This window comes from Sneathia vaginalis (assembly GCF_000973085.1).
Lineage (GTDB): Bacteria > Fusobacteriota > Fusobacteriia > Fusobacteriales > Leptotrichiaceae > Sneathia > Sneathia vaginalis.
Window position 1 is genome coordinate 739,140 of record NZ_CP011280.1, and the last position, 18,867, is coordinate 758,006.

Sequence of the window (18,867 nt, forward strand, 5' to 3'; positions counted from 1 at the left end):
TTATCACCCCCTTTCAATTTATTCTTTAGAATTTATCATAAGATTCAAGTGCTTCACATCACCTGCAAAGCTTAAATTTAAACTGCATGTATTAGAGTCTATTGAATATGTCATATCATCTTCAGCTCTTAATATTGCATTTACATACATTGAATTTTTTGACCATAAACTTTTAGTACTATTAGGACTTGAGCTAAAGAAGAAATTAAGCCTATCTTCTTTAAAATCTGTTGTTTCATATCTCATAATCCTTTCTATATACGTACATGTCAATGTTTTGTATATAGGTTCATAGTTATATCCTCCAGATTTATTCATACTTCTAGCCTTATACACAGTTACATTATCAACAACATTCCCGTTATATATTGCATTCTCACTTGCAAATACAAAACCATAATTAGCCTCATTTATACTATTTTTAATATCAACTGTATATCCTGAAATTTCCTTAGGTAAGGTTGTTTTTATTTCAAAACTATTCTCGCTAGATTCAATATTTATTCTAACTCCTGGTATGCTAGGATTTACATTTTTAAACCTATCTTTTAGGTATCCTGGACACTGATAAGCTGATATTAATCCAGCTGCAGCATAGCTTGCATCTATATATAGTCCATTAATGTAATAGAATAGCTCTTTATTCTCATCACCCTTAGTCATTCCTATAGTTACTTTAGACTTATTCTTAGGTATTATTGTAAAGTTTGGAAATACTGGTATAAGGTATTCAGAATATGTTTTATCTTCTAAAACCATAGTTTTTTTCTTGTACTCTTCAACACCATTTATTGAAAAAGTTTTGAAATCTGTTTTATCGCTTGCTTGGAAGTTGAAAAATAGTTGTATCTTGTATTTTTCTAATAAGTCTGCAATATTTAAAATATCATTAAACTTATTCTTTTCTAAAATTTCTTCCGTATCGCTACCCATAAACTTTTTCTTTATTTTTTGATTTTCTATACTTACGTCATAATTAACATTAGGTAATATTCCAAACCATATAGTATTTGTAAAATCATTCTTATTATTTACAGTATTTAAATATATTGCCAATGCCTTTTTGCTTTTAGGATTCATCAGTAAATCTACTTTAAAGTTTGTAATTAATAGTTTAGGTTTCATTTGCTTATACTTCGTGTTGTATTGATCAAAGAAAATTTTAATACCTAATACCTTTTTTACTAATTCTTTTGATATAGTTATAAAGTCATCTTGCGATTGCTTATATATCTCAAGGTATGAATTGTAATTTGTAATTTCTTTTTCAATATCTATTTCATTTAATGTAACACTATTTGGAACATAAGATCTTGATATTAAATTAGCTACATATGTACTCTTATACTCGACAGTTTCGTTATAGTCGTCTATAAAAAGTTGAGCTAAGTTTTCTGTGTTTTTTTGATTTGACTCAATTTGTAAAAGATTAGAAGTTGTATTAATTTCTGTAATTTCAAGGCTACCATTTTCAGCTATTGTTAATAGCCCAGGCTTTATCCTATCAAGCTTATTTAACGGATTATTAGACTTATCTAGCGATAATCTAACCTCTATATCCTCTATTGCTAATGGTAACATAGAAAGTACATTGTTATAGTTTTTAGATGCCTCTAAAAACGCATAATTCAACTTATCACCAATTTCCTTTTTTTCAGGATTCTTATCATCTAAATTCTCATACTTATCATAAAGATAATTTATTTCTTTTCTTGATTGTTTTAGATTCTCTATTATTTTCTTAGGTGATAACAACTCTAATATATCTGTATAATTAAAGTTAACATTCTTAACTTTATTATTATTACGTGCATCCAATAAGGCTAATAGCATTCTAAAAAATGCATTATCCTTTCCAAGCCTTATCTCTGTCACACATTCACTGGGTATATTTACATCTTTTTCTAATGTATAACATACCTTATTTTTATTTGCATCAAAATAACTATATATAGTAGGCTCAAATTTAATTAAGAAATCATCAAAGCTTTCTACTAATAATTCTTTGTTAATCTCTTCTATCATGTCGTCACTCAAGCTATTTTGAAGTTCTGTTTCCCCGATTATAGTTAATAAATTTAGCTTATCAGGATTAATTTGTTCGAACAATATTGTTCTATTTGTCTGCGATATTTTTTCCATAATCCCTCCCATATTTGCTTCTTGATATTATTATATTCAAAAAAAATTTTTTTCATAACTTTTTTTTGTATTTTTTTTCATTACTTTTTTAAAAAAAATTTTTATATTTTTTCTAGTAATAATATTTTCTATTACAAAAGCATTTTAATTTTTTTAATCAAAAAAAAGTAAGTTTTAAAAACTTACTTTTTAAGTGAACCAGATATAAAGTATAGTCGAGATTTTTCTAGTTCTTTTTTAATAATTAATCCATTTTTATCTAAATTTTTTACTAATTCATTTTTTCTTTCTATAGGATATACCATATAAAACCTTGAATTTTCATCTTTTAATAATGATTTTATCTTGCTTACCAGTGCTTCTTGGGATAGCAAAAATTCAAATTTAGAAAATTTCATTATATCACTTTTAGGATATTTACCACTATTTATCTTGTAATATGGTGGATTTGTAACAATGAAGTCATATTTTTTATCATGTTTTAATACATCCTCATTTAAGCAAATAATATTCAAACTATTTTTCCTTATATTTTTTTCTAATACTTCAAAGACTTCTTTTTGTATTTCAACAGCCGTAATATCCTTATTATACTTATACAATTTAAGGCAAATATATCCACTTCCTGGACCTATTTCTAAAATGCTACCACGACTTATATCATCTTCTATCATAAAGTTAAATAGTGTAATAGCATCATTTGTAATATTAAAGTTGCTTCTATCTAAGTCAATTTCATATTCATCAATTTTTTCTATCATTTACCAATATAGCTCCTTACCATATCTACCAAATGCATTAAGTATTCTTCCTTCATCATTTTGTTTAATTTGATAAAATTCTACTCTTCTATTAAATGCCTTATTAACTTCTCTTACTAATTCTCTAAAATCTAGTCTTTCTTCAGCTGTAAAGTAAAAAATTAGTTTTTCTTCTCCAAATGTGTATTCACCTATAACAAGATTCATTTCTGGTAGAATCTTTTTTACAATTTTCTTACATTTGAAATAGGCTTCATCTGCTTTTTTATCTAATTCATCTAATGTTTTAATTTCTTTTTCACTTAATTTTCTTTTTACTTCCCTTATCTTTATATCATCAGAAACTTCATCAGTTCCTGCTTGTATTTCAGATTTACTAATAACAGTTCCTATTTGATCTCCTCTTATTGTTTCAACAATTACGTAATCTCCCTTAGAATACTTACCTTCATCTTGTACAATAAAGGGATATACTTTCTTTGTCTTTCTAAAACGTATATTCAAGACCTTCACAATAAACCTCCTTCTACAAAACTAAAATAATCATTTTTTCCTACAATAATATGGTCAATTAAATTTATATCAAATAACTTAAGTCCTTCTAGTATTTTATGCGTTATCTTAATATCTTCTTGTGATGGTCTAATATTACCAGACGGATGATTATGAGTTATTATTATATTTTTAGCATTACAACATATCGTTTTTGATATTACAGTACGCATAAAAACTATACTTCTATCTATAGTTCCCTTAGATACCGTTTCATAACAAATTATCTCATAATTAATATTTAAAAAAAGTATATTAAAATATTCGTTATTCATATATGTACTTTTCTTTTTAAAAAATTCTACAACTTTATCTACCTTGTTTAAGACTTCGCCCTTACTTTTCAGGTTATAATACTGTATTTCGCTACAAAAATCATTTATTAATTTCTTTAAAATTAAAAATTTAACATTTATTCCTTTTTCATTTTCAATAAAGTTATTATCCACTGCAAGTATATTGTATATATCAGCATATTTTTCTAATAATTTTTTAGATTTAGTCTGTGCATTTTTTACTCCTGAAAGATATAGAAGGACTTCTAGTAATTCGCTCTGTTCTAAACTTGTACTACCATATTTCAAAAATTTTTCCGTTATATTCATTTACCCAACCCCTTAAACTTAAAGCAAATATGGGGTGTTTCATACATTCATTCTAACATATTTTAGTAATTTTTACTATATCACTTTTTAATTTGATATAAGTATGGTATAATTCCCTGTATAAAGGAGGTGTACAATGAAAAAAATATTATCAGTTACTGGTATTACTTGTGATGACTGTGCACAAAAAATATCAAAAAATTTATTTAGTCTTCCTGAAGTCGAAGATGCAATAATAGATTTAGAAAATAATACAATCGAACTTGAATTAAATTCTGCCATATCTACAGATACTCTAAAATCAGTAATAAAATCTGCTGGAAACTATAATTTAATTGATATAAAATAAAGGAGAACAATGGCTTTTTATGCATATTATTTAATAGATGAAAGAAAAACTGGAATTGTTGATAGCTGGGATAAGTGTAAAATAATTATCTCAAAAAAGAATTCTAGATACAAAAAATTCAATACACTAGAACTTGCAAATGAATGGATAAAAAATGGTTGTACTTATGAAAAAAAAGAAATTGACTACTCAAGTCTAATTAAAGATGCTATCTATTTCGATGCAGGAACTGGACGTGGTATAGGAGTTGAAGTTAGAGTTACTGATGTAAACAAAAATTCTCTACTCCATTATGTGTTACCTGATAATTTAATAAACAAATTTGGAAATTATCAAGTTGGCCCTACAAGAACAAATAATTTTGGTGAGCTAACTGGTCTTTTTTTTGCCTTAAAATATGCCTTAAAATATGATATTAAATATATTTTAGGTGATAGTAAACTTGTTATAGACTACTGGGTCCATTGTATATATAACAAAAACAATATTGATGGTGATACCATCAATTTAATACAACGTACCAATAAGCTGTATAATGAATTTGTAAGCAGAAATGGTGTTTTAAAAAGAATTTCTGGTGATATTAATCCAGCTGATTTGGGATTTCATAAATGAAAGTCGAGGTAAAAATTTTGAATGAACTATTGAGCTATAAAACAACAAAATTAAGAGAATTAGCTAAAAAACATAATATCCCAAACTATAAATCGATGATTAGGGAAGATTTAATAAATAACCTTTGTGTTAAACTTGCTGAAGAACAAGGTAAACTTTATGCATTTGGTACCTTAGATATATTAAATGACGGTTACGGATTTTTAAGAAATACTGGACTTGATGCAGATGTATATGTCTCTATTTCACAAATTAGAAAAATCGCCCTAAGACAAGGTGATATTATCTGTGGTGAAATTAGAGTACCTATAGGTACAGAAAAAAATTATGGTCTTATTAAAATTGAATTCATAAATAGTGATACAATAGATAAAGCTTTAAATAGACCAATATTTGATGAATTAATTCCATCATACCCTAATGAACGTATTAATCTTGGTGAAGGTGAAGTTTCTTCTAGACTAATAGATTTAATTTCTCCAATAGGTAAGGGACAAAGAGGTCTAATTGTTGCTCCACCAAAAGGTGGTAAAACTGTCCTACTTACAACCCTTGCAAACGATATTATTAAATACAATAAAGATATAGATGTTTGGATACTCCTTATAGACGAACGTCCAGAAGAAGTTACAGACATTAAAGAAACCGTTAAAGAAGCTGAAGTTTATTCTGCAACTTTTGATGAAGACCCTAGTATACATATAAAAGTTACGGAAAAAGTTTTAGAAGCTGCCAAGATTGAAGTTGAAAAAGGTAAAAATATCCTAATACTAATGGATAGCTTAACAAGACTTGCAAGATCATACAATGTAGTAATCCCTTCTAGTGGGAAAATAATTAGTGGTGGTATAGATCCAAAAGCCCTATACATGCCTAAAAAATTCCTTGGTGCTGCAAGAAATATTAGAAATGGTGGTAGTTTAACAATAATTGCAACTGCTCTAATAGAAACTGGTAGCCGTATGGATGAAGTTATCTTTGAAGAATTTAAAGGTACAGGAAATATGGAAATAATCTTAGATAGAACCCTACAACAACTAAGACTATTCCCTGCAATAGACATCTTAAAAAGCGGAACAAGAAAAGAGGAATTACTATACTCAAAATCAGAACTTGAAGCTATATGGTCTTTAAGAAAAAAATTAATGAAGTGTAATGAAGCTGAAGCCCTTAAATACATGCTTGATTTAATCAAGAAATATCCTACAAATAAAGAATTAATAGATAATATTAAATACGATTTAATGTAAAGAGGTAATAAATGAAAACTTTTAAATATTTATTAATGCAAATGTTCTATTGGGCATGTTTTTGTGCAATATTCTCATTTGCAAATCCGTACCTTAGCTCTAAGGGCGTACCAGTTTCAACAATAGGAACAATTTTAGCAATAGCTTCTATACTATCAGTAATAATACAACCTTACTTAGCTAAACTGATAGACACATATGAATTCTTTACAGTTAGAAGCTCAATTTTGCTATCACTAATTGTTCCAGTATTTGCAATAATTTTAATGATAATATGTGATAATCCACTAATACTATACACTAGCTATACTATAGCTTTATGTGGATTTTTAAATGTACAAACTTTTATGTATCCCTTCATATTTGAATATATGAATAGAGGCTACAAAGTTAATTTTGGTTTTGCTAGAGGTATGGGCTCAATATCATACGCCATAGCCTCATATACACTAGGAACATTAAGTGCAAAATACTCACTTAACTTTTTACCCATGTATTTTCTAGTGTTAACAATTCTAGTTATCCTTATGATACTAACATTTGAACCACTTGGTAAAATTAAAAAGCATGAAGAACATCTACCTGATGTAAGTCTTCGCGATTTTTACAATAGAAACAAGAGTTTCTTTGTTGTACTTTTAGCAATTGTTTTAATTTTCTTTACTGCTACTGCATTTAATAATTTCTTAAGAAATATTTTAGTTAGCATAAACTATAGTAACTATGAAGTAGGTATTTGTTTCACACTATCTTCTTTAAGTGAATTCCCAGTTATGGCATCAATACCATTACTACACAAAAAATTCAGTTACTACACTCTTTTCTTAGTATCAGCAGTAGGATTTAGTTTAAAGGCAATTATGCTGGTTATTGGTGCTTTATCTGGTAATATATACTTAATCTATTTTTCACAACTATTCCAATCACTAGGTTTTGCTATATACATACCAGTTTCACTATTCTACATAACAGATACTTTTGAAACAAGAGATGTAATTAAAGCTCAAGCATATATAGGTACTGCTCTAACATTAGGAAGTATTTTAGGTAACTACATAGGTGCACAAATTTGTCAAAATATTTCTATCTTTGCACTATTGGTTATAAGCACAATAATTTCAATGTTAGGTACTGCATTAATAGTTAAATGTGCTAAAAAGTGAGGTAATGAATGAAAACTTTTAAATATTTATTAATGCAAATGTTTTATTGGGCATGTTTTTGTGCAATATTCTCATTTGCAAATCCATACCTTAGCTCTAAGGGCGTCCCAGTTTCGACTATAGGAACGATTTTAGCAATAGCTTCTATACTATCAGTAATAATACAACCTTACTTAGCTAAACTGATAGACACATATGAATTCTTTACAGTTAGAAGTTCAATTTTGCTATCACTAATTGTTTCTGTGTTTGCAATAATTTTAATGATAATATGTGATAATCCACTAATACTATACACTAGCTATACAATAGCTTTATGTGGTTTTTTAAATGTACAAACTTTTATGTATCCCTTCATATTTGAATATATGAGTAGAGGCTACAAAGTTAATTTTGGTTTTGCTAGAGGTATGGGTTCAGTTTCATACGCTATAGCCTCATACATACTAGGAACATTAAGTGTAAAATACTCACTTAACTTTTTACCTATGTATTTTCTAGTATTAACAGTTCTAGTTATTCTTATGATACTAACATTTAGACCACTTGGTAAAATTAAAAAGCATGAAGAACATCTACCTGATGTAAGTCTTCGTGATTTTTACAATAGAAACAAAAGTTTCTTTGTTGTACTTCTATCTGTTGTACTACTTTTTTTCACTCATAATGTACTTAATAATTTTTTAAGAAATATATTATTAAGCGTAAATTATGGAACTTATGAAGTAGGCGTTTGCTATACAGTAGCTTCTATAATTGAATTTCCAGTTATGGCATCAATACCATTACTACATAAAAAATTCAGTTACTACACTCTTTTCTTAGTATCAGCAGTAGGATTTAGTTTAAAGGCAATTATGTTAGTTATTGGTACTTTATCTGGTGATATATACTTAATCTATTTTTCACAACTATTCCAAGCACTAGGTTTTGCCCTATACATACCAGTTTCATTATTCTACATAACAGATACTTTTGAAACAAGAGATGTAATTAAGGCTCAAGCATATATAGGTACTGCTCTAACATTAGGAAGTATTTTAGGTAACTACATAGGTGCACAAATTTGTCAAAATATTTCTATTTTCGCACTATTGGTTATAAGCACAATAATTTCAATGTTAGGTACTGTATTAATAATTAAATGTGCTAAAAAGTGAGGTAATAATGAACAAAAAATATTATGGTATTTTTCTTGCTGCTTTTAGCTCTACTCTATGGGGTATAGGTGGTAATTTTACTCAATATATATTTAATAATTCTAATTTCAACTATATCTCTCTTGTAGCTGTTAGAATGTTTGTTGCAGGTATTTTATTCATACTTTATGGTGCGTATAAAGATGGGATAAATAAGGCATATGATATGGTTAATAATAGATACAAATTCTTTGATCTTTTGATCTACTCAATATTTGGTATGCTGGGTGTACAACTACCTTTTTTTGCAACAATACAATATAGTTCAGCACCTTTTGCAACATTAATGCAATTTGGTGCTCCAATATTAGTAATCATATTTGTTTGTTTAAAATACAAAAAAAAGCCTCAAATATCTGAGGTTATTTGTACCCTACTGATACTTCTTGGTGTATTTTTCGTTGTAACTAATGGTAGTACAAAACAATTATCTATAGACCCTCGTGCAATATTATGGGGACTTGTTACTTCATTTGGTTATGCTTTCTACATCATAGATGCAAAAAAATTCTTTAGATGGCCTACATCATTTTTAATGGGATTTAGTATGATAATAGGTTCGGTATTACTACTACCTTTCTACAACGTACTAATAGCACTATCATATTTTAAAGATTTAAAAATATTATTTGCATTCTTAGTTGTAATAATTATCGGTACTGTTATACCATTTTATCTACTAATAGAAAGCTCAAGATATATAAAGCCTACACTTACTTGTATGTTAGCTGTATTTGAACCAGTAGTATCACTTTTAATTGCAATCAATTTTATGGGAGAAATTTTTGGAATATTTCAATTATTTGGAATTGTAATTATCCTACTATCTATCATAGTTGTAAGTAAATATTCAAAAAATTAATAAATGCCTTATGGCATTTTTTTTTAAATTTCCCCTTTACATATTTTTCATTTAGTGCTATTCTATGATGTAAAAAATTTAAGAGGGAGAGATTTATGAAAATTGGATTTAGTCACGAAAAGTATCTTACAGAACAATCAAAATACATTCTAGAACGTGTAAATGAGTACGACAAGCTATACATTGAATTTGGAGGTAAATTATTCTCTGACTTACACGCAAAAAGAATATTGCCTGGTTTTAAAAAAGATGCTAAAGTGGAACTTTTAAAAAAATTAAAGGATAAATTGGAAGTTGTTATTTGTGTTTATTCTGGTGATATCGAAAGAAACAAATTAAGAGGAGATTTAGGTATCACTTACGACACTGAAGTTTTAAGAATCATTGACAAGTTAAATTCAAACGAACTTAAAGTTAATAGTGTTGTAATAACACGTTATGAAGGACAACCTTCTGCTAAAATATTCAAGCAAAAGCTTGAAAGTAGAGGTATAAAGGTTTATCTATTTGAACCTACTATGGGATACCCAAATGACATTGATGTTATCGTTAGTGACGAAGGATTTGGAAAAAGACCATATATTGAAACAACAAGACCTATAGTTGTAGTTACTGCTCCAGGACCTGGTTCTGGTAAACTTGCAACTTGCCTATCTCAACTATACAATGAACACAAAAGAGGCGTAAATGTTGGATATGCTAAATTTGAAACTTTCCCTGTGTGGAATTTACCATTAAAACACCCTGTTAATATTGCATACGAAGCAGCAACAGTGGATTTAAAAGATGTTAATATGATAGATCCATTCCACTTAAATGCTTATGGTATTAACGCTGTAAATTACAATAGAGATATCGAAGCATTCCCTATTTTAAAAAGAATAATTGAAAAAATTAAGGGATATGCAGTGTATAAGTCTCCTACTGATATGGGTGTTAATAGACTTGCAACTGGTATAATTGACGATGAAGTTGTAAGAAAAGCTTCTTGCGATGAAATTATTCGTAGAATGTTTAAGACTGCTTGTGAATACAAGAAAGGTTATGTAGATTTAGAAACTTCAAATCGTGCTAAGATGATAATGGAAGAACTAAATCTAAAAGAAACTGATAGAAACTGTGTAGTACCTGCTAGACAAAAAGCAAGTATTTCAGGTATGCCATCAATGGCAATTGAATTAGATGATGGAGTAATTATTTGTGGTAGAAAAACAGATACTATGGATTCAGCAGCTAGTGCTATACTAAACTCACTAAAACATCTTGCAAAAATTACTGATAATATTCACTTAATTTCACCAAGTGTTTTAACTCCAATGCTAGATTTAAAAGAAAAATTAGGATATGAAAGTCCTATACTTACTGTTGAAGAAGTACTATATGCACTATCAATATCTGCAGCAACTAACCCAACAGCTGGGCTTGCACTAACTATGTTAGATAGACTAAAAAATGCTCAAGCACATTCAACAACATTATTAAATTCAAAAGATGAACAAATATTCACAAGACTTGAAATAGATGTTACTTGTGATCCTGTATTTGCATCAGATAAATTATATTACTAAAAAAAGCTCTTTATTGAGCTTTTTATTTTGGTAAATTTACTTTGTATTTGATAATAAGCAACCTGATTATTAGGATCAATAGGAATATTACTATGTCACTAATAAAGATACGTGGTAGGTAGTAATATATGATAGAGCCAAAAAAACATAAAAATGCATATACGTCTTCTTTTAGGATTATAGGGATTTCACCTACTAATATATCCCTTATTACTCCACCACCTACTCCTGTTATAGTTGCAAATATTGAAACTGATAGTACAGAAACATTTGCATTAATTGCAATTTTTGCACCAATAATAGTAAATATTGATAGTCCTATTGCATCCATAACTAATAGTTCCTTAAAAAATGATCTCTTTTTATTCTTATACTTTTTTAAAAATAGGAATAGTACTATAGCAGTAATAGTCGCAACTACTATATCCTGTGTATTTGTTAGTACATACGGCACCTTATTAACCAAAACATCACGTATTATTCCACCACCAACAGCTGTCATAACTGCTAAAACTATTATACCCAATATATCTAACTTATGCTTCATGCCCTTTATTACACCAGAAGCTGCAAAGGCAATGACTCCTATTAAATTAGCTATATATGTAAAATTTTCAATAAACATAACCCTAAAACTCCGTACTAATATTATCTGAAACAAACCTAAGTATCCTATTTTTTGATATACTATGTTTTCTCATTCTAAAGAATACCTTTGCCATTACTTCAACATCATATAGGCTATTATGTAACTTATCTTCTTCTAATGGAACTTTGTAATACTCAGCACATTCTAATAACTTAGGCCATTTAAATCCTCTATTTCCCATTATTCTTACTATATCAATATTTTCTATCATAGTATCAAATTGATACTTTAACTTAAATGGTAGAAAATCTCTATCAAAACGTATATTATGTGCAACATAATGATCTGCACCTTGGCAAAATTCAACAAATGATTGTATGTCTTCATTAAATGTCTTAGGATATTTTACGCTTGATAGACTTCTTCTTCTCTCAATTTCTTCATCATCTAGACCATTTACCCTAATAGCACCCTCGTTAATTGGTTCTCCAGGATTACGGTAATAGAATCTATTAAATTCTCCTACCTTATACATCTCTAAATTTTCTGTATTAAAACTCATTTTCATTGCTGACATAGACAATACTGATGATCCTTTTAAGCCATTAGTTTCAACATCAAAAAATATTATCTTCTTATTCATTTTCACTCCATATCTTTAATCTTTATCCAGTTTTAAAACTGCTAAAAATGCTTCCTGTGGTATTTCAACATTACCTATAGCTTTCATTCTCTTCTTACCTTCTTTTTGTTTTTCAAGAAGTTTTTTCTTTCTAGTAATATCTCCACCATAGCACTTAGCTAATACATTTTTTCTTAAGGCCTTTATTGTTTCTCTTGCAATAATTTTACCACCTAGTGCTGCTTGTATTGGTATTTCAAATTGTTGTCTAGGTATTACATCCTTTAATCTCTCAGCAATAGCACGCCCTCTTGTATATGCATTATCTTGGTGAGCAATGAAACAAAAGGCATCTATTGGTTCACCTGAAACTAATATATCTACTTTAACAAGGTCAGATTCCCTATAACCTACTAGCTCATATTCAAATGATGCATATCCTTTAGTTCTTGATTTTAATTTATCGTAAAAGTCTATTACTATTTCTGCTAATGGTAATTCATATTCTATCATAACACGTGTTTCATCTAAATAGTTCATATTTTTAAATGTTCCACGTTTTTCTTGGCATAATTCCATAACATTACCAACAAAGTCCTTAGGTACTATTATTGTCCCCTTTATATACGGTTCTTCTATATATTTTCTACCTTCAGGAAATTCTGCAGGGTTATCTATCATTACTGTTTTACCATTTTCAGGTGTTACATAGTATTGTACTGATGGTGCTGTTGAAATTAAGTCTATAGAAAATTCTCTTCTCAATCTTTCAACAACAATTTCCATATGTAAAAGTCCTAGAAAACCACATCTAAATCCAAAGCCTAAGGCAAGGGAAGTTTCTGGTTGATATGTTAGTGATGCATCGTTTAGTTGTAATTTTTCTAATGCTTCTCTTAAGTCATTGTAATCATCTGTTGATATTGGATAAATACCAGCAAACACCATACTTTGTGCAGGTCTATATCCTTCTAGAGGATATCTTGCTGGATTTTCTACTGTTGTTATGGTATCTCCTACTTGAGTATCCTTTATTGATTTTATCCCTGTTACTATATACCCAACTGAACCTACAGTTAATTCATCAACTTCTTTCATCTTTGGAGTAAATACACCAATTTCTAATACTTCAAATTCTTTTTCAGTTGACATTACCTTTATTCTATCACCTTTATGTATTTTACCATCAACCATTCTAATATTAGTTATTACCCCTCTAAAATCATCATAGTGTGAATCAAATATTAGTGCCTTTGTAGGACCATCTTCTTTACCACTTGGACAAGGTAAGACATTTACAATTTTTTCTAATAGTTCATCCACTCCTTGACCAGTCTTAGCTGAAGTTAAAACAGCATCACTTGTGTCAAGTCCGATAATATCTTCTATTTCTTTTAAGACCTTAGGTACGTCTGCTGACGGCAAGTCTATCTTATTAACCACTGGTAATATTTCTAAGTCATTTTCTAATGCTAGATATACATTAGCAAGAGTCTGTGCTTCTATTCCTTGTGCAGCATCTACTATTAATATTGCTCCATCACAAGCAGCTAATGATCTTGAAACTTCGTATATAAAGTCAACATGGCCTGGTGTGTCAATTAAATTTAATTCATATGTATTACCATCTTTTGCCTTATACTCTAATGTTACAGCTTGTGCTTTTATTGTTATTCCTTTTTCTCTTTCTAAATCCATACTATCTAAAAGTTGATCTTTCATTTCTCTTTTAGATACAGCTCCAGTTTTTTCCATAAGTCTATCTGCTAATGTAGACTTACCATGATCAATATGAGCGATTATAGAAAAATTCCTTTTAAATCTTTTATCTTTCATTGTTTCTCCCACTTCTTTTATATGTAAATTATACCAAATAAGCTAATAAAAATCTATCATTTTTAAATTTTATATAGTATAATATTGATAATGGAAGGGGGTAAAAAATGCTTATAGCTTTATTGATAATAATCATATTATTATTACTATATGTACTATATCTAAAAAATCGTTTTGTTACATTAGATAATTTAAATAAAGAAGCTTGGAGTAATGTTAAAATATATCTACAAAAAAGATTAGATTTAATTCCTAATCTTGTTAATACAGTTAAGGGTTATGCAAAGCATGAAAAAGATACACTTGATGCTGTAATATCTGCTAGATCAAAATTACTTAATATTGATATGTCTAATGTAGAAAACATTTCTAAGGTATTAGAAGCTGAAAACACTATTACTAAGACACTTAGAAGTCTTATGATGCTAAATGAATCATATCCTGAACTAAAAGCAGATACTTCATTTTTAAAATTACAAGATGAATTAAGTGATATAGAAGAACAAATACTTGCAACTAGAAAATATTATAACGCAACATGTAGAACACTAAATATATTTGTTCAATCATTCCCAAATGCACTTTTCTTTAATATTTTGAAATTTAGAAATGCAAAACTATTTGAAACAGATGATAAGGTAAATGAAGTGCCTAAAGTTGAATTTTAAATAAAAAAGCTGAGTTTTTTCGCTCAGCTTTTTATTATAGATAACTCATAGGATTTACAATGTTAACACCATGTCTAACTTCAAAGTAAAGTGTTGGTTTCTTAGTTTCAGAATCTCTTCCTAAAGTTCCTATACTTTGTCCTTTACGAACAGCTTCATTTCTTGATACCCTTATAGATGCTAAATTACCATAAACTGTAATTAGTGAACCGTGGCTTATTATTACAACTCTTCCTAATCCTCCAAGACTTCCTGAATATATTACAGTTCCAGTATCAGCAGCAGATACAGATTGACCTAATGTACCTAATATTTCTATACCTTTACTCTTTAATCCTTGAACTTTTTCAGTACCAAATCCTACAACTACCCTACCTCTAATAGGATAAATTAATGATCCAGTTCCTTTTACAACATTTATTGGTTCTTGTGAAACATTTATATTTTCATGTTTAGCAGAACCTTGTTGTTGTTTACGACGTAATGCTAATTGTCTTTGTCTTTCAAGTTGTTGTTGTCTTATTGCATTTTGTCGTATAATTGCATTAATTTGTGCTTCTAATCTATTTCTTTCAGAAGCTAATTTACTATTATTTTTTTCAATAGTAATATTTTCTTTTCTTAATTTATTTTGTAAGTCTCTTAATTCAGCTACTGCTTTATTCTTTCTTGCAACAGCAGTATTAAGTTCTTTCTTCTTATTTTCTAAATCATTTCTAGCACTCATAACTTTAGTAGCTTCAGATTGATTCTTTTGTTTTATTCCTTCAACCTTAATCTTATCTTGTTCTACACCTTTTTTATATGTCTCTATGCCCTTTATTTTATTGATTTGTAGGTCTAGTATAGCATGTGCATCGTGTCTTAATTTATCACGTCTTGCACCAACTAAACCACTATTTTGATTAATATTTCTTGCTCTTCTAATTAAATCATAATTTCTTATCTTTGTGTTATATTCATCTTTATTAACTTTTATTTCAGCATTACTACTTTGAATTTTAGAAATTGATGCTTTAATATCTTTTTCATTAGCTCCAATTGCTTTTAATAGTTCTATATATCTTTGTTCTAGAACATTATATTCTTTTTGTAGCTTGTTAATTTGAAAATTCAAGTCATTGATTTCTGATTGTAAACTTGCTTGTGTTCTTTTAGTAACAACAATTTGTCTATTGTTTTTTATAATAAGATTTCTGTTTTGTGTAACTTGTCTATTTATTTGTGCTATTCTTCTTTTATTCTTATCAATACGAGCATCTGAAAATGTCATATATGGTATAGAGAGTGCTAATGAAAGAAGTAATACACTACACTTCCCAGTTATTTTCATTTTCGTCTTCTCCTATCATTTCATCTTCATCTTCAGATTCGATTTCTTCTTTTTCATCAACATTTTCACTATTCTTTATTTCTTCTATTTCATTTTTTTCTTCTACTTCTTCTTTATCAATAATCTTTTCTAGTGAAGATATCTTGAAATATCTATTCATTGCAAAGAATGAAATAAATAGTGATATTATTACTGCAACTACGAATAGTATTGCTGCAACAATTACTTCATCAATAATTGAAGTTGTTGCTGAATATCCTGGCAATATTTGCTTAATATTATTAACCAACAATTGTCTTATACCTTGATATATTCCAAAACTTAATATTGTTGATACAAATATTGTTGTAATACTTTCAAAGAAAAATTTCTTTTTTAATTTTCTTGGTTTTACACCATCTTCTAGTAATTCATGTATTTCTTTTTTTCTACTTTTTATTGAAAGACCTACAATGTTGTATATCATAAATAGTCCAACTACTATACATACACTAGAAGCCTTAATTGTCAATGAATCTATACCTTTTGCAAAATTAAGTGATTGTTCCAATGCTTTTGTTCTAAAGTCAATTGCTGATATTTCAGGCATATTTAATAGGCTAGATTTTAATTGGTCTAACTTAACTGACTTATTAATATATACAAAGAAAGCATCACTTAATGGATTTTCTTCCTCATTAACTGCAACCCCTAATTCCTTTACAGCTGCTTTTAATGCTATTTCTTTAGATTCATATCTTACTGATGAAACACCTGGCAATTCTACTAATTTTTTAGAAAGCTCATTTTTAGTATTTTCATCTAAATCATTTAAATAAACTATTACTTGATTTGTACTTACTTGTGTAGAGCTATATTCTTGTAGATTTAATAATCCAAAAGATATGAACTCAATAACAATAAATACAATTGTAAGTGTTATAATAGCAGATAAAAAAGTACCTTTATCTGTTAATTTTTTTGTATATTTCTTATTATCTTGCATTTCAACTCCTTACATATTTTTAAGAACAATTTCTACTATATCCTTTGCTCTTAACTTATACTTATCTAACATTTCGTTACCTTCACCACTTTGTCCAAATACATCATTTACACCATGTCTAATTACCTTAGTTGGATGTACTTCAGATAGGTATTCTGCTACTGCACCACCTAGTCCACCTATTATTGAATGTTCTTCAGAAGTTACGATGAACTTACATTCTTTTGCAGCCTTTAATACAGTTTCATTATCTAATGGCTTTATTGTAGACATATTTATTACTCTAGCATTTATACCTTTTTCTTTTAATGTCTTTGCTGCTTCTAATGCTTCATAAACTAAAAGCCCTGTTGCTATTAATGCTACATCATTACCTTGTGTTAGTGTTACAGCCTTACCTATTTCAAACTTATAGTCTTCATCAAATATTATCGGAACTGGTAATCTTCCTAATCTTACATATACTGGACCTTTATACTCAGCAACTGCAAATATCATCTTTTCAGTTTCTACTGCATCTGCTGGTGATAATACTACCATACCTGGTAATACTCTCATTAGTGCTATATCTTCTATTGATTGGTGTGATCCACCATCTTCACCTAGTGATACTCCTGCGTGTGTAGGACATATCTTTACGTTTAAGTGTGGATACGCTATACTATTTCTTATTTGATCAAATGCTCTTCCAGCTGCAAATACTGCAAATGTTGATGCAAATGGTATCTTACCTGTTGTTGCTATTCCTGCAGCAGTTGCCATCATATTTGCTTCTGCAATTCCCATATTCAAATGTCTATTAGGAAATTCTTTTTGGAAAAAAGTTGTCATAGTTGATTTTGTTAAATCTGCATCTAATACTACCACATCTTTATTAATCTTACCTAATTTTACTAACGCTTCACCATACGCTAATCTAGTTGCCTTTTTTTCCATTTTTCTACCTCCTAGTCTAATTCTTTCATTGCTTGTTCATACTCTTGTAAATTTGGAGCTTTTCCATGCCATCCATAGTTACCTTCCATAAATGAAACTCCCTTACCTTTAATAGTATTAGCAACTATTGCAGTAGGTTTACCTTTAATACTTCTTGCTTCTTTTAAAGCTTCTTTTATTTGGTCAAAGTCATGTCCGTTAATTTCTATTACATGCCAACCAAATGCTACAAACTTATCTTTTATTGATATTAAATTCATAACATCTTTAACATTACCATCTATTTGTAAGCCATTTGAGTCTATTATTGCAACTAAATTATCTAACTTGTAGTGTGCTGCTGCCATAGCTGCTTCATAACATTGTCCTTCTTGTAATTCTCCATCACCCATTATTGCATACACTCTAAAGGCTGGACCAAATATTTTTGATGATAATGCCATACCATTTGCAGCAGATAATCCTTGTCCTAGTGAACCTGTAGACATTTCAATTGAAGGTATCTTTTTTAAATCTGGATGTCCTTGTAATGGTGAACCAAATTTTCTTAATTGTGTAATTAAGCTTTTATCAAGAAAACCTTTTTCCATTAATGTAGAATATAGAGCAGGGGCTGCATGCCCTTTACTTAATACCATTCTATCTCTGTTAGGCATTTTAACCTCATTTACATTTATATTCATTTCATCAAAGTATAGAACTGTTAATATATCAGCTATAGATAATGAACCACCTGGGTGGCCAGATTTTGCGTGATATATCATTTCAACTATATCTCTTCTAATTTTTTTAGCAACTTTTGCTAATTCGCTATTTTCCATAAAAAACCTCC

The 18,867-nt window shown here is 28.8% G+C and carries 19 protein-coding genes; 8 read left to right on the forward strand and 11 right to left on the reverse strand.

Translation table 11 applies throughout. From position 1 onward, the window contains the following. Positions 1-18: 18 nt before the first annotated feature. The 4 genes from VC03_RS03765 to VC03_RS03780 all read right to left on the reverse strand — a co-directional run bounded on the left by VC03_RS03765 (position 19) and on the right by VC03_RS03780 (position 4,060). The gene (locus VC03_RS03765) at positions 19-2,142 is read right to left on the reverse strand and encodes a hypothetical protein (protein WP_046328733.1); all 2,124 of its coding nucleotides are present in this window, start codon (positions 2,140-2,142) and stop codon (positions 19-21) included. A gap of 182 nt (positions 2,143-2,324) precedes the next feature. Continuing rightward, positions 2,325-2,903 carry a methyltransferase gene (locus VC03_RS03770; RefSeq protein WP_052727693.1) on the reverse strand — a complete coding sequence of 193 codons (579 nt, stop codon included), beginning with the start codon at positions 2,901-2,903 and terminating at the stop codon, positions 2,325-2,327. Beyond that, entirely contained in the window at positions 2,904-3,416 is a 513-nt protein-coding gene (ricT, locus tag VC03_RS03775; protein ID WP_046328734.1) for a PSP1 family protein, read from the reverse strand. It lies immediately after the preceding gene. Continuing rightward, positions 3,413-4,060, reverse strand: a complete 648-nt coding sequence (locus VC03_RS03780) for a JAB domain-containing protein (RefSeq protein ID WP_046328735.1) — start codon at positions 4,058-4,060, stop codon at positions 3,413-3,415. Before VC03_RS03780 ends, ricT begins: the two co-directional genes overlap by 4 nt. Positions 4,061-4,196: 136 nt before the next feature. Between VC03_RS03780 and VC03_RS03785 the strand changes: the two genes are divergently transcribed. The 7 genes from VC03_RS03785 (at position 4,197) to VC03_RS03815 (ending at position 11,066) form a co-directional block, all read left to right on the forward strand. Continuing rightward, positions 4,197-4,409 (forward strand): heavy-metal-associated domain-containing protein, encoded by a 213-nt coding sequence (locus VC03_RS03785; protein ID WP_046328736.1) that lies wholly within the window; start codon positions 4,197-4,199, stop codon positions 4,407-4,409. A gap of 9 nt (positions 4,410-4,418) precedes the next feature. Continuing rightward, positions 4,419-5,024: a ribonuclease H family protein gene (locus tag VC03_RS03790; protein ID WP_046328737.1), complete on the forward strand. Its 606-nt coding sequence runs from the start codon at positions 4,419-4,421 to the stop codon at positions 5,022-5,024. Next, positions 5,021-6,274, forward strand: coding sequence for a transcription termination factor Rho (gene rho / locus VC03_RS03795; protein ID WP_192941474.1), 1,254 nt, complete (start codon positions 5,021-5,023; stop codon positions 6,272-6,274). The genes VC03_RS03790 and rho overlap by 4 nt, the downstream gene beginning before the upstream one ends. Before the next feature lie 11 nt (positions 6,275-6,285). Further along, positions 6,286-7,437, forward strand: a complete 1,152-nt coding sequence (locus tag VC03_RS03800) for an MFS transporter (protein ID WP_046328738.1) — start codon at positions 6,286-6,288, stop codon at positions 7,435-7,437. 8 nt (positions 7,438-7,445) lie between these two features. After that, the gene (locus tag VC03_RS03805) at positions 7,446-8,597 is read left to right on the forward strand and encodes an MFS transporter (RefSeq protein ID WP_046328739.1); all 1,152 of its coding nucleotides are present in this window, start codon (positions 7,446-7,448) and stop codon (positions 8,595-8,597) included. Positions 8,598-8,604: 7 nt separating this feature from the next. Beyond that, on the forward strand, positions 8,605-9,498 hold the full coding sequence (locus VC03_RS03810) for an EamA family transporter (RefSeq protein ID WP_046328740.1): 894 nt from the start codon (positions 8,605-8,607) through the stop codon (positions 9,496-9,498). A gap of 95 nt (positions 9,499-9,593) precedes the next feature. Then, a complete protein-coding gene (locus VC03_RS03815; RefSeq protein ID WP_046328741.1) occupies positions 9,594-11,066 on the forward strand; it encodes a DUF1846 domain-containing protein in 1,473 nt (490 codons plus the stop codon). Between the two features lie 22 nt (positions 11,067-11,088). Here VC03_RS03815 and VC03_RS03820 read toward each other — a convergent pair whose 3' ends face one another. Genes VC03_RS03820 through lepA form a run of 3 tightly spaced genes read right to left on the reverse strand, consistent with a single transcriptional unit; the run spans position 11,089 to position 14,113 of the window. Next, positions 11,089-11,691, reverse strand: a complete 603-nt coding sequence (locus VC03_RS03820; RefSeq protein ID WP_046328742.1) for a trimeric intracellular cation channel family protein — start codon at positions 11,689-11,691, stop codon at positions 11,089-11,091. A 4-nt stretch (positions 11,692-11,695) separates the two neighbouring features. After that, complete coding sequence (locus tag VC03_RS03825) at positions 11,696-12,298, reverse strand: 3'-5' exonuclease (RefSeq protein ID WP_046328743.1); 603 nt, start codon at positions 12,296-12,298, stop codon at positions 11,696-11,698. A gap of 15 nt (positions 12,299-12,313) precedes the next feature. After that, positions 12,314-14,113 carry a translation elongation factor 4 gene (gene lepA / locus VC03_RS03830; protein ID WP_046328744.1) on the reverse strand — a complete coding sequence of 600 codons (1,800 nt, stop codon included), beginning with the start codon at positions 14,111-14,113 and terminating at the stop codon, positions 12,314-12,316. Between the two features lie 107 nt (positions 14,114-14,220). Between lepA and VC03_RS03835 the strand changes: the two genes are divergently transcribed. After that, positions 14,221-14,781 (forward strand): LemA family protein, encoded by a 561-nt coding sequence (locus tag VC03_RS03835; RefSeq protein WP_046328745.1) that lies wholly within the window; start codon positions 14,221-14,223, stop codon positions 14,779-14,781. A 34-nt stretch (positions 14,782-14,815) separates the two neighbouring features. Here VC03_RS03835 and VC03_RS03840 read toward each other — a convergent pair whose 3' ends face one another. The 4 genes from VC03_RS03840 to VC03_RS03855 are packed head-to-tail and all read right to left on the reverse strand — an operon-like array spanning position 14,816 to position 18,856. Then, positions 14,816-16,114: a murein hydrolase activator EnvC family protein gene (locus tag VC03_RS03840; RefSeq protein WP_046328746.1), complete on the reverse strand. Its 1,299-nt coding sequence runs from the start codon at positions 16,112-16,114 to the stop codon at positions 14,816-14,818. Next, positions 16,092-17,099 (reverse strand): cell division protein FtsX, encoded by a 1,008-nt coding sequence (locus tag VC03_RS03845; RefSeq protein WP_046328747.1) that lies wholly within the window; start codon positions 17,097-17,099, stop codon positions 16,092-16,094. The genes VC03_RS03840 and VC03_RS03845 overlap by 23 nt, the downstream gene beginning before the upstream one ends. Before the next feature lie 9 nt (positions 17,100-17,108). Continuing rightward, positions 17,109-18,035, reverse strand: coding sequence for a transketolase family protein (locus VC03_RS03850; RefSeq protein WP_046328748.1), 927 nt, complete (start codon positions 18,033-18,035; stop codon positions 17,109-17,111). A gap of 11 nt (positions 18,036-18,046) precedes the next feature. Further along, a complete protein-coding gene (locus tag VC03_RS03855) occupies positions 18,047-18,856 on the reverse strand; it encodes a transketolase (RefSeq protein ID WP_046328749.1) in 810 nt (269 codons plus the stop codon). Positions 18,857-18,867 lie beyond the last annotated feature (11 nt).